Raw genomic sequence first — 12,203 nt, 5'->3', positions numbered from 1 at the left:
AAACGGCAGCCTTTTTTCCTTCTTGGGTTTCTCTCCCACCCCCCTCCACTACCTGGACCGGCGGCGTACCATGTGGCCATGAGTACCCTGCCCCACACGCCGGGCTACAGCCGGCGCAGCCACGAAATCGCTCCCTTCCATGTGATGTCCCTGCTGGCCCGCGCTCAGGCGCTGGAACAGGCCGGTCACGATGTGATCCATCTGGAGATTGGCGAACCGGACTTCACCACTGCCGAGCCGGTCGTGCGTGCCGGCCAGGCGGCGCTGGCCGCCGGCCACACCCGCTACACCGCCGCACGCGGGCTGCCCGCCCTGCGCCAGGCGATCAGCGGCTTCTATCGCAGCCACTACGGCCTGGATATCGACCCCGAACGCATCCTGGTCACGCCGGGCGGCTCCGGCGCGCTGCTGCTGGCCAGCAGCCTGCTGGTCGACCCGGGCCGCCACTGGCTGCTGGCCGATCCCGGCTATCCCTGCAACCGCCACTTCCTGCGACTGGTGGAAGGTGGCGCGCAGCTGGTGCCGGTGGGACCGGAAACGGCCTATCAGCTGACCCCTTCGCTGGTGCAGCAGCACTGGAACGCCGACAGCGTCGGCGCGCTGGTGGCATCACCGGCAAATCCCACCGGCACCGTGCTGTCAGCCGATGAACTGGCGGCACTGTCGGCGTCGCTGCATGCGCGCGGCGGCCACCTGGTGGTCGACGAGATCTATCACGGCCTGACCTATGGCCTGGATGCAGCGAGCGTGCTGCAGGTGGACGACAGCGCGTTCGTGCTGAACAGCTTCAGCAAATACTTCGGCATGACCGGCTGGCGACTGGGTTGGCTGGTGGCGCCGCCGGCGGCAGTACCCGACCTGGAGAAGCTGGCGCAGAACCTGTACATCAGCGCCTCGAGCATCGCCCAGCATGCAGCCCTTGCCTGTTTCAGCGAAGAGGCGATGGCGATCTTCGAGCAGCGCCGCCAGGCCTTCCAGCAGCGCCGCGACTTCCTGCTGCCGGCCCTGCGCGAACTGGGCTTCCGCATCGAAGTGGAGCCGCAGGGTGCGTTCTACCTGTACGCCGACGTCAGCGCGTTCACCGATGACGCGCAGGCGTTCTGTGCGCACTTCCTGGAGACCGAGCACGTGGCATTCACCCCGGGCCTGGATTTCGGTTTCCATCGATCGAACCAGCACGTGCGCCTGGCCTATACCCAGGAAGTGCCGCGGTTGCAGGACGCGGTGGACCGTATCGCGCGCGGGTTGAAACATTTCCGGTAGCGCCGGGCCATGCCCGGCGAGCGCGCAGCGCGGCAAGGGAGCCGCCGGGCATGGCTCGGCGCTACCGTGCAACGAATGCCCAACGAAAAACGCCGCCCGAGGGCGGCGTTTTTCATTTCATCATTTACCGCCCAACCGCTCCCACAGGAAGCTGTAGGCCAGTGCGGACATGTGCGCGGCCTGCGCGTTGTTGGCCGCACCGCCATGACCGCCTTCGATGTTCTCGTAGTAGGTCACGTCCTTGCCGGCATCGATCATCTTCGCGGCCATCTTGCGGGCGTGGCCCGGATGTACGCGGTCATCGCGGGTGGAGGTGGTGAACAGCACCGGCGGGTAGCTCTTCTTCGCGTCGAACAGGTGGTACGGCGAGAAGGTCTTGATGAACTCCCAGTCGCTGGTGTCCGGGTTGCCGTACTCGGCCATCCACGACGCGCCGGCCAGCAGGTGGCTGTAGCGCTTCATGTCCAGCAGCGGAACCTGCACCACCACCGCACCGAACAGCTCCGGGTACTGGGTCAGCATGTTGCCGGTGAGCAGGCCACCGTTGCTGCCGCCCTGCACGCCCAGGTGCTTGGCCGAAGTGATCTTGCGGGTGACCAGGTCCTGGGCAACCGCGGCCATGTCTTCATAGGCCTTGTGACGGTTCTGCTTCAGCGCCGCCTGGTGCCAGCGCGGGCCGTACTCGCCACCACCACGGATGTTGGCGACCACGTACACGCCGCCCTTCTCCAGCCAGGCGCGACCCATGCCACCGGAATACGCCGGGGTCAGCGAGATCTCGAAGCCACCGTAGCCGTAAAGCAGGGTCGGGTTGGAGCCATCGAGCTTCATCGCCTTGTCGTGCACCACGAAGTACGGCACGCGGGTGCCGTCCTTGCTGGTGGCGAAGTGCTGTTCGATGACCTTGCCGTCGGCATCGAAGAACGCCGGCATGGTCTTCAGCACTTCTGGCGCCTTGCCGATGTCGGCGATGGCCAGGGTGGTCGGGGTCAGGTAGTCGGTGGCGGTCAGCCACACTGCATCGCTGTCATTGCTGTCGACCGCACTGACGCCGAGGGTGCCGAAGGCCGGCGCGCCGACGAAGTCGCTCTTCTGCCAGCCCTTGGCGGTCGGGGTCAGCACCGACAGGCGGTTCTTGACGTCATCCAGCACGTTCAGCACCAGGTGGTTCCTGGTCCACGAGGCACTGGCCAGCGAGGTGGTCGCGGTCGGGGTGAACAGCACCTCGAAGTCGCGCTTGCCGGCCAGGAAATCATCCAGCTTGGTCACCAGCAGTGCGCCGGAGGCGTAGGTCTTGCCACCCACGGTCCACGGATCGCGCAGTTCCAGGGTCAGCCACTGCTTGTGCAGGCCCTTCTCGGCCGAGTTCGGCGCATCGATCCTGGTCAGTTTGCCATCGTCGCCGCGCAGGTAGATCTCGTTGTTGTAGAAGGCCAGCGTGCGGCTGACCAGGTTGCGCTCGAAGCCCGGGGTGTCATCGTGCATCGCCGCGATGTACATGTCTTCCGGCTTGCCTTCATACACCAGGCTGGCCGTGGACATCGGCGTGCCACGCTTCCACAGCTTGGCCACGCGCGGGTAACCGGAGGTCGTCATCGAGCCGGTACCGAAATCGGTGTAGACGAACACGGTGTCGCGGTCGATCCAGCTCAGGCCGCCCTTCGATTCGGGACGGAAGAAGCCGTCCTTGATCCAGCTCTTGCTGGCCAGGTCGAACTCGCGGGTGACATCGGCGTCGGCGCCGCCGCGCGACAGCGCGATCAGGCAACGGCTGTAGTCCGGACGCAGGCAGTCGGCGCCGTGCCAGACCCAGTTTTCGTTCTCGGCCTTGTTCAGCGCATCCAGGTCGAGCACGGTCTCCCAGGTCGGCGAGGCCTTGCGGTACTCGGCCAGGGTGGTGCGGCGCCACAGGCCGCGCTCGTGCTGCTTGTCCTTCCAGAAGTTGTAGTAGTAGTCACCGATCTTCTGCACGCCGGGAATCTTGGCGTCCGAGTCGAGCACCTCGCGGATGCTGGTCTCCATCTGCTTGAAGGCCGGGGTCTGCGCCAGGCGCGCCTCGGACTTGGCGTTCTGTTCCTTGACCCAGGACAACGGCTTGTCGCCGGTGACGTCCTCCAGCCAGGCGTAACGGTCGGTGTCTTCAGCGGCCACGGCGGTACCCACCGAGGCAGCGGTCATCATGCCGGCCAGCAGGCAGGCGGAAGCGAATCGTGACATTGCAGCTCCAGGCAGTCATTAGCCGTGGAACGCTAGCATGGATGACCGGGGCCGCCCCCGTGTCGAAGGTCAGGCCGTGGCGGTGTGCGCCTTGCGCGTACGTGGCTGGGAGCGGCGCCGGGCCTGCCCAGTGTCGCGTCGCAACCAGCGCAGCGCTGCCCGCGTGGGCAACGGGCAGCGCAGCAGGGCCCACCAGGCCGCCAACGGCATGCCGACCAGCCACAGCGGCAACCAACCCAGCCAGGCACTGCTGCCGCGCGCGGCCGGCCACACCAGCACCACGGCCAGCCCGGCCAAGGCGAGCTGCGGCACCACCCGCAGCAGTCGGGGATCGCTGCGTTCGCTGACGCGTTCAGCTGGAAGGCGGTGGCGGGGACGTGTGCGCATGCGGATTCTCCGGTGGTCGATGCGGGCCAGCTTGGCTGCGGAGCTTCTCACCGGCTGCGACACCATTGACGGATGGCGTGCACACAGTGACCATGCGCGGGCAAGCCCACTGGAGCCCGCTCCCGCATGACCTCGATCCGCCCGCTCTGCGCTGTGTTGCTGGCCCTGTCCCTGGGCGGTCCGGCAGTGGCTGCCAATTCCCCACCGCCATCCCGCAACAGCGCCGCGGAAGCCTCTGCAGACGGGGCGATCGACCTGCAGCGCTTCATGGGGACCTGGTACGTGATCGGCCGCGTGCCGAACTTCATCGAACGCGGCCACGTCGCCAGCGTCAACCAGTACGAGCTGCGCGAGGACCACAAGGTCGCCATCACCTATCGCTACCGCGATGGCTTCGGCGAGCCCCTGCAGGAAATCCGCGCGCGTGCCAGTGTCGATCCCGACAGTGGCAACCACGGCTGGCGCACCTGGTTCTACCGGGTCGTGCCGACCCATTCGCGGGTGCTGGAAGTGGCGCCGGATTATTCCTGGGCGCTGATCGGCTACCCGGGGCGCGAGATGGCCTGGATCTTCGCCCGCACGCCTGACATGGACAAGGCCCTGTACAAGGACCTGGCCGAACGCCTGCGCGACGAGTACGGGGTGAACACCGACAAGCTCAAGCGCGTGCCGCAGCACGCCGATCAGGTCGGCAAGCTGGGCTACGAAGTGCCGAACGTGCGTTGAGACGCCGCCGCCGGGCATGGCCCGGCGCTGCCGCGCGAACGTTCCGGTAGCGCCGGGCCATGCCCGGCGGAAGCCCCAGTTATCTGCGGCTGTAATGCGCGACCAGGCGGTCGCCCAGCATCTGCAGCAGCTGCACCAGCACCAGCAGCAGGACCACGGTGACCAGTGCCACGTCGGTATGCGAGCGCTGGTAGCCATCGCGGAACGCCAGGTCACCGAGGCCACCGGAACCGATCGCACCGCCCATCGCCGTGAAACCGATCAGGGCCACGGTGGTCACCGTCGCACCGGCAATCAGGCCCGGCCGTGCTTCGGGCAACAGCACCCGGGTGACCAGCTGCCAGGTGGTGGCGCCCATGGCCTGGGTCGCCTCGATCACCCCGCGATCCACTTCACGCAGCGCGGTTTCCACCAGGCGCGCGTAGAACGGTGCAGCGCCGATGACCAGCGGCACGATCGCGCCACGCACACCCAGCGAGGTCCCCATCATGAACAGCGTCACCGGGATCAGCACGATCATCAGGATGATGAAGGGCACCGAGCGCAACAGGTTCACCACCAGCGCGAGCACGCCGTAGGCGAACGGCCGGCGCTTCAGCTGTGGCGCACCGAACAGGTACAGCAGCACGCCCAGCGGCAGGCCGATGGCCAGGGTCAGTGGCAGCGAACCGGCCAGCATCAGCAGGGTGTCGATGGTGGCCTGGCCGATGTCGGCCCACTTGCCTGCATCCAGGTGGCGGAAGAAGCCGCCGGCGGTGGCGATGATCATCGACGCAGTTCCTCAACGTGCACGCCGGCAGCCACGAAGGCGGCCTGCGCGGCGGACTGGTCACCGCCCACCAGGGCGACGATCAGCTGGCCATACGGGGTGTCCTTGATCCGGTCGATACGGCCGGAAAGGATGTTGTAGTCGACCCCGGTCTGCCGCGCGACGCTGCCGAGCAGGGGTTCGTAGGTGTCAGCGCCGAGGAAGGTCAGGCGTACGACACGGCCACCGACAGCGTCGAAATCGCGGTGCAGCGTGCCCTCGTCCACCTGCTCCGATTCGCTGACGAAACGGCGGGTGGTCGGGTGCTGCGGATGCAGGAACACCTTCGTCACCGGGCCGGTCTCGACCAGCTGGCCGGCATCGAGCACAGCCACGCGGTCGCAGACGCGACGGATCACGTCCATTTCGTGGGTGATCAGCACGATGGTCAGGCCCAGTTCGCGGTTGATTTTCGACAGCAGCGCCAGCACCGAAGCGGTGGTCTGCGGATCCAGCGCGCTGGTGGCCTCATCGCACAGCAGGATCTGTGGACGGGTGGCCAGTGCCCGGGCGATGCCCACACGCTGCTTCTGCCCGCCCGACAGCTGCGCCGGGTACTTGTCCGCATGCGCCTGCAGGCCGACGGTCTGCAGCAGTTCGGCCACGCGCGCGTCGATCTCGGCCTTCGGCGTACCGGCCAGTTCCAGCGGGAAGGCGACGTTGCCGGCCACCGTGCGCGAGGACAGCAGGTTGAAGTGCTGGAAGATCATGCCGATCCGGCGGCGCAGCGCGCGCAGGCCCTCCGGCTCCAGCGCGGTTACGTCTTCACCGGCGATCAGCAGACGACCACCGCTGGGCTCTTCCAGGCGGTTGATCATGCGGATCAGCGTCGATTTGCCCGCACCGGAATGGCCGATGATGCCGAACACCTCACCGGCCTCGATGGTCAGGTCCAGCGGCTGCAGCGCGCTGACCGCGCGGCCGGCAACGGCATAGGATTTGTGCAGGCGCTGGAACTCGATCACGGGATCAGCTCACCGGGAGGGCGATGGAAGGGGGCGTGCAGCCTACCAGCGCCGGCGCTCGCGCGCCCGCGCCATGGGCCAGAATGTTATTCCTTTTAGTTCTAAGATTGCCGTGAACCCGCGCAACCGGTAGTGCCGGCCGCTGGCCGGCAACTGCAGCGGCCCTTCCGGCGCAGGGGTTGCCGGCCAGCGGCCGGCACTACCCCCGGTTCAGGGATGGTCCAACGGTTTCGGCGGTTCCTGCCGGTTCACCCGTTCGCGGTGCAGCAGGTACAGGCCCGAGGCGACGATGATCGCCGCGCCCGCCCAGGTGTAGCCGTCTGGCAGCTGCCCCCAGAACGCCAGGTCCCAGCCGATCACCCAGACCAGGCCGCTGTACTCCAGCGGCGCGATCATCGAGGCCTCACCCAGCTGGAAGGCCTTGGTCAGCGCGATCTGGCCCAGCGCTCCGGCCAGGCCCATGCCGGCGATCAACGGCGCATGCGCCATCTGCAGCGGCACCCAGCCGGGAATCGCCAGCAGCCCGGCACCGATGGCCATGATGACCAGGAACCAGACCACCATCGACTGCGAGGTATCGGTGCGGGTCAGCAGGCTGACGGTGATCGCGGCGATGGCATAGGCAGTGGCAGCGGCCAGCACCATCAGGCCCGGCACCGAGATGAAACCACCCACGCCCGGCCGCAGCACCACCAGCACGCCGACCAGGCCGATACCGATGGCGACCCAGCGCCGCGGCCCGACCCGCTCGCCCAGCAGCGGCACCGACAAGGCAGCAATCAGCAGCGGCGCGACGAAATAGATGGTGTACGCGGTGGACAGCGGCAGGTCACGCAGGGCGAACACGAAGCAGCCGATCATCGCCATGCCCAGACCGCCGCGCAGCAGGTGCAGGCCCCAGCGACGCGGGATCAGTGAGCGTGGCCCGGCACTGGCCAGTACCCAGACCAGCACGAAGGGCAGCGACGCCACACCCCGCAGGAAGGTCACCTCCAGCGAGGGATAGCTGGCCGAGAGCTGCTTCATGCCGGCGTCCATCAGCGAGAAACAGGCGACGGCGGCGACCATCCAGGCCACGGCGCGCGAAGGGGAGCGTTGCAGGTTCATGGCTCATTATCACCGACCGCGGGCGTTGCCGCCGCGACCGGCACGATAGAATGACCGCCACTGATTTCTGCGGAGTAACGCCCATGCCTTCCTTCGACGTTGTGTCCGAAGTCGACACCCACGAACTGACCAATGCGCTCGACCAGGCCAACCGCGAGCTTGCCACCCGCTTCGACTTCAAGGGCGTGGACGCCAGATTCGAGCGCGAGGGCGAAGTGATCACCCAGTCCGCACCGAGCGAGTTCCAGCTCAAGCAGATGAACGACATCCTGCGCGCACGCCTGGCCGCCCGCAGCATCGACGTGCTCAGCCTGGAATATGGCGACGTGGAAACCAACCTGGCGCAGGCCCGGCAGAAGATCACCGTCAAGCAGGGCATCGAGCAGAAGATCGCCAAAAAGATCGCTGCGGCGCTGAAGGAAGCCAAGCTGAAAGTGGAAACCCAGATCAACGGCGACAAGCTGCGGGTGATGGGCAAGAAGCGCGACGACCTGCAGGACGCCATCGCCGTGCTGAAGGCCGGCAAGTTCGAACTGCCGCTGCAGTTCAACAATTTCCGCGATTGATCGACGCCGGGGTGTAGCGCCGGCCCCGGTTGCCGGCCTCACTCGCGCAGCAGTCTGTACAGCGTTGTCCGCGAGATTCCGAGTTGGCGTGCAGCGAGGCTGAGGTTGCCGTCGGCGGCACGTGCGGCGCGGCGCGCTGCATCGCGCTGCTGGTCACGCAGTGGCGCCGCCTGCACGGGCGCCGCGGCCGCAGCCGGCGAACGCGACCGTGCAGCGCGCGGTGCCTGCAGATGCTGCAGATGGACCGCACTGCCCTCGCCCAGCCGCACCCGATGCGCAGGACCGGGCTGCAGCAGTCGGCGTCGCTGTGCGGCGCTGGCGCCGGCAAACAGCGTGTCCAGCGAAAGCAGCGGCAGCGGCCCACGCCGTGGCAGTCCGAGCAGACGCCGGGCGACGCGGTTGGCGGCAAGCAACTGGCCGTCTTCCTGCACCGCCAACAAGCCCTGCAGCGGTGATGCCAGCCAGCGCGGATCATGCTGCACCGCCAGCAGGTGCACATCGCTGAGCGTGTGCATCAAACGGTTCTCGATGGCCAGCGCCGCCTGCCGGAAATAGCCCTGCAGCACTGCCGGATCGCGTTCCCCCAACCCGGTGATGTCGATCGCACCGCAGACCTGCCCCTGCAGGTCATGCAAAGGCTCACTCAAGCAGAACACGGGGGCGAACCGCTGCAGATAGTGTTCGTTGCCACGTACCAAGGCGGGCAGGTCGTCGGCCAGGCTGACCGCAGGCGCGGTGGTGCCGATCTCGGCCTCGCCCAGCCGCCGGCCCACCTGGATCGGCCGCAGCAGCGGTGCATCTTCCAGGCCATGGGCGCGATGCACGATCACCATGCCCTCGCGGTTGGCGCAGAACATCGTCCATCCCCGCGCACCGAACGCAGACCACAACTGCTCCAGCTCGGGCTGTACGCAACGTGCCAGGCGACGGTCGTCGCCGGATTCCAGGTGGTGGCCGTTGCCCTGCAGTGGCGGGTAATACGGCTCCTGGCCGGGGCGCACACCGGCCGCATGCGAGCGCTGCCAGGACTGCTGCAACGGCAAAGGCAGCATCGCCAGCGACTGCACATCGCCCTCGGCAAAAGCGGCACGCGCCGCCACCAACTGCTGTTGCCCGACTGTCGTGGCCATCATGGACGCAGAGTACACCCGCGCACGCAATGCCCGCGTTACGTCCCGGCAACGGAGCGTTTCCGTTTTCGTCAGGCATTCATGTGTCGACCAAGGTCGACACCCACCAACAGCAGCGGAGATCTGTCGAAGGCGGGGTGGGTCCGGTTGCGGGGGTGTCCGCGGCATGGATGCCGCGGCCAAGCCCCCAGGGATGGGTTCACGGCGTCCCCCGCAACCGGACCCACCCCGCCATCCCAAGGAATGCCCGCTTTTGCCGTTGCCGTTGCCGTTGCCGTTGCCGTTGCCGTTGCCGTCGATTCGGCGGTTGCAGGGCGCAGCCCACCCCACCCTCACCTCACGCCGCGATCCGCAGAATCGGCTTCAGGGTAATGCCCCGCGTACTGTCCTCGGCCGCCTGGTTGATCTGCTCCAGCGGATAGAACTTCACCAGCCTGTCGAACGGGAAGCGCCCCTGCTGGTACAGCGTCACCAGCTGCGGAATGAACACCTGCGGCACGCTGTCGCCCTCGACGATGCCGCGGATGCTGCGACCACCCAGCAGCAGGTTGTTCACATCGAAGCTGGCGGTGGTGCCCAATTTCGGCGCGCCAACCACGCCCATCATGCCCAGCCCGCCCAGCGCCTCGATACCTGCGGAGAGAACCTCCGGACGACCAGTGGATTCCAGCGCGAAATCGGCACCGCCACCGGTGATCGCACGCACGGCCTCGATCACATCGGTCTCGCGGCTGTTGACCACGTGGGTGGCGCCCAGCTCCTTGGCCAGCTGCAACCGCGAAGGCACCACGTCGATGGCGATGATGGTGGTGGCACCGGCAACCTTGGCCGCCATCACCGCACTCAGGCCGACCGCACCAGCACCATAGCTGGCGAAGCTGCTGCCCGATCGCACCTGCAGCGAGTTGAGCACCGCACCGGCACCGGTCTGGATGCCGCAGCCCAGCGGGCCGAGCAGCTCCAGCGGCGCATCCTCAGGCACCTTGATCGCGTTGATCTCGCGTGCCAGCGCAAACGTGGCAAACGACGACTGTGCGAAGAAGTGATCGTGCAGCGGTTGGCCCTGCGCATCGGTGATGGCGGTATGGCCGTGGCCATCAACGCCACCGAAGTTCAGCGCGAAGAAATCGCGGCAGTACGCACCATGTCCGCCCCGGCAGGGATTGCAGTGGCCGCACTGGCCGTAGGTCAGCACCACGTGGTCGCCGGCCTTCAGTTCACGCACGTTGGGGCCGACCGCCTCGACGATGCCCGCGCCCTCATGGCCCAGCACCGCCGGCAGCGGCACCGGGTAGTACTGGTCACGCACGATCAGGTCGGTATGGCACAGGCCGGTCGCTACGATCTTCACCAGCACTTCGTCGTCCTGCGGGCCGCGCAGGCGCGCCTGCTCGATGACGAAGGGCTGTTCCTTGCCGCGCACCACGGCGGCGGTGATGTCACGCGATCCACTGTTGCTGCTCATCGTTGCGTTCTCCTCGATCAGATCGGATAGGCCGGGGCTTCGCCCTTGACCGTCATCCATTGCCACTGGGTGAATTCCTCCACGTTGGCCGGGCCGCCGATGCTGGTGCCGTTGCCGGACGCCCCTACCCCGCCGAAGGGATTGATGACCTCATCGTTCACGGTCTGGTCGTTGATGTGCAGCAGCCCGGTACGCAGGCGCTCGCCCAGCTTCAGCGCGCGGCCGACATTGCGGGAGACGATCGCCATCGACAGGCCGTACTCGCTGTCATTGGCCAGGCGCACGGCTTCGTCGTCGTCATCGAACGGCACAACCACCGCTACCGGCGCGAAGATCTCTTCGTTGAAGGCCGGATTGTCCGCGCTGACGTTGCCGAGCACGGTCGGTGCGAAGAACAGGTCCTGGTAGGTGCCGCCGGTTTCGAGGGACGCACCGGCCTTCACTGCGTCGTCGACCACGCGCGCCGCATGGTCGCGTTGCGCGGCATTGATCAGTGGCCCCATCGCCACGTCCTCGCGTGCCGGGTCGCCCACCTTCAGCGACTTCGCCTTGGCCACCAGCTTCTGCAGGAACGCCTGATGGATGCTTCGCTGTACCAGCACACGGCCGGTGGCCATGCAGATCTGACCCTGGTGCAGGTACACGCCCCAGGCGGTGTTGGCCACGGCCAGATCCAGATCGGCATCGTCGAGGATGATCAGCGCGTTCTTGCCGCCCAGCTCCAGTGACACTTTTTTCAGATGCTTGCCGGCGGCTTCGCCGACCTTGCGTCCCGCCGCCGTCGAGCCGGTGAACTGGATCATCGCCACATGCGGATCACTGGTCAGCGCGGCACCGGCGGCGCCGTCGCCGGGCAACATGTGCAGCACACCCTGCGGAAGACCTGCTTGCTCGAACAGGCGTGCGATCACCGCACCACCGCACACCGCCGTGCGCGGATCAGGCTTGAGCACCACGGCATTGCCGAGAGCGATGGCCGGGGCCACCGCGCGCATCGCCAGGTACAGCGGGAAATTGAACGGTGAGATCACCCCCACCACGCCGAGGGGACGACGCCGCGCCAGATTCAGCCTGCCGGGCTCGGACGGCAGGATTTCCCCCACGCTGCGCGAAGGGAGTGCGGCGGCCTCATGCAGTGCCTTGATGGTCACCTTGGCCTCGAAGCCGGCCTTCAGGCGGGTGGAGCCGCTTTCGCGGACCATCCAGTCGACCAGCGTGTCGATGTTTTCCTCGGCCAGGCGCGCGGCCTTGCGCAGCACCTCGGCGCGCTGTTCGTATGGCGCCGCCGCCCATGCCTGTTGTGCCTGCGCCGCAGCGGCTGCAGAGCGCGCGACCTGCGCCGCGTCGGCCAGGCCGATCTCACCAAGCGACTGCCCGGTGGCGGGTTCGATCACCGGCTGGCGCTGTGCGGCAGCGCTCCATTGACCATCAAAGAAGGCGCCTGACCAGAGTGTGTCCGGCAGCCATGGGGAAGATGCAGTCATGTGAAGTCCTCCTGTGTCGTGCCGCCATTGCACGCCTGGCCCGCTGCGTCGGCAATCGGCCATTGGCGTGATATCGGCAAGGGAT

At 67.1% G+C, this 12,203-nt stretch carries 11 protein-coding genes; 3 read left to right on the top strand and 8 right to left on the bottom strand.

Going from position 1 to position 12,203, the window contains the following annotated elements; all coding sequences use genetic code 11:
- Positions 1 to 78 precede the first annotated feature (78 nt).
- Positions 79 to 1,263, top strand: coding sequence for a pyridoxal phosphate-dependent aminotransferase (locus AC27VL_RS16910; RefSeq protein WP_100553599.1), 1,185 nt, complete (start codon positions 79 to 81; stop codon positions 1,261 to 1,263).
- A 120-nt stretch (positions 1,264 to 1,383) separates the two neighbouring features.
- Here AC27VL_RS16910 and AC27VL_RS16905 read toward each other — a convergent pair whose 3' ends face one another.
- Together AC27VL_RS16905 and AC27VL_RS16900 are read right to left on the bottom strand one after the other, a co-directional pair.
- Positions 1,384 to 3,480, bottom strand: coding sequence for a prolyl oligopeptidase family serine peptidase (locus AC27VL_RS16905; RefSeq protein ID WP_100553600.1), 2,097 nt, complete (start codon positions 3,478 to 3,480; stop codon positions 1,384 to 1,386).
- A 69-nt stretch (positions 3,481 to 3,549) separates the two neighbouring features.
- Positions 3,550 to 3,867: a hypothetical protein gene (locus tag AC27VL_RS16900; RefSeq protein ID WP_488767494.1), complete on the bottom strand. Its 318-nt coding sequence runs from the start codon at positions 3,865 to 3,867 to the stop codon at positions 3,550 to 3,552.
- A 126-nt stretch (positions 3,868 to 3,993) separates the two neighbouring features.
- Here AC27VL_RS16900 and AC27VL_RS16895 point away from each other — a divergent pair, with 126 nt between their 5' ends.
- On the top strand, positions 3,994 to 4,593 hold the full coding sequence (locus AC27VL_RS16895) for a lipocalin family protein (protein ID WP_100553602.1): 600 nt from the start codon (positions 3,994 to 3,996) through the stop codon (positions 4,591 to 4,593).
- Between the two features lie 79 nt (positions 4,594 to 4,672).
- Here the strand turns inward: AC27VL_RS16895 and AC27VL_RS16890 are convergent, their stop codons facing one another.
- The 3 genes from AC27VL_RS16890 to AC27VL_RS16880 form a co-directional block, all read right to left on the bottom strand.
- Entirely contained in the window at positions 4,673 to 5,362 is a 690-nt protein-coding gene (locus AC27VL_RS16890) for a methionine ABC transporter permease (RefSeq protein ID WP_100553603.1), read from the bottom strand.
- Positions 5,359 to 6,366, bottom strand: coding sequence for a methionine ABC transporter ATP-binding protein (locus AC27VL_RS16885; protein WP_205405507.1), 1,008 nt, complete (start codon positions 6,364 to 6,366; stop codon positions 5,359 to 5,361). The genes AC27VL_RS16890 and AC27VL_RS16885 overlap by 4 nt, the downstream gene beginning before the upstream one ends.
- 210 nt (positions 6,367 to 6,576) lie before the next feature.
- Positions 6,577 to 7,473, bottom strand: a complete 897-nt coding sequence (locus AC27VL_RS16880) for a DMT family transporter (protein WP_089236991.1) — start codon at positions 7,471 to 7,473, stop codon at positions 6,577 to 6,579.
- An 83-nt stretch (positions 7,474 to 7,556) separates the two neighbouring features.
- Between AC27VL_RS16880 and AC27VL_RS16875 the strand changes: the two genes are divergently transcribed.
- Complete coding sequence (locus tag AC27VL_RS16875; RefSeq protein ID WP_089236993.1) at positions 7,557 to 8,039, top strand: YajQ family cyclic di-GMP-binding protein; 483 nt, start codon at positions 7,557 to 7,559, stop codon at positions 8,037 to 8,039.
- Positions 8,040 to 8,077: 38 nt separating this feature from the next.
- Here AC27VL_RS16875 and AC27VL_RS16870 read toward each other — a convergent pair whose 3' ends face one another.
- The 3 genes from AC27VL_RS16870 to AC27VL_RS16860 form a co-directional block, all read right to left on the bottom strand.
- Complete coding sequence (locus tag AC27VL_RS16870) at positions 8,078 to 9,172, bottom strand: helix-turn-helix domain-containing protein (protein ID WP_488767491.1); 1,095 nt, start codon at positions 9,170 to 9,172, stop codon at positions 8,078 to 8,080.
- Between the two features lie 334 nt (positions 9,173 to 9,506).
- Positions 9,507 to 10,634, bottom strand: coding sequence for an NAD(P)-dependent alcohol dehydrogenase (locus AC27VL_RS16865; RefSeq protein ID WP_488767489.1), 1,128 nt, complete (start codon positions 10,632 to 10,634; stop codon positions 9,507 to 9,509).
- Positions 10,635 to 10,651: 17 nt separating this feature from the next.
- Positions 10,652 to 12,118, bottom strand: coding sequence for a benzaldehyde dehydrogenase (locus AC27VL_RS16860; protein ID WP_488767487.1), 1,467 nt, complete (start codon positions 12,116 to 12,118; stop codon positions 10,652 to 10,654).
- Positions 12,119 to 12,203: the final 85 nt, after the last annotated feature.

The organism is Stenotrophomonas sp. 14P6.2.3, from assembly GCF_057799055.1.
This window is presented reverse-complemented; position numbering and strand designations above follow the sequence as displayed.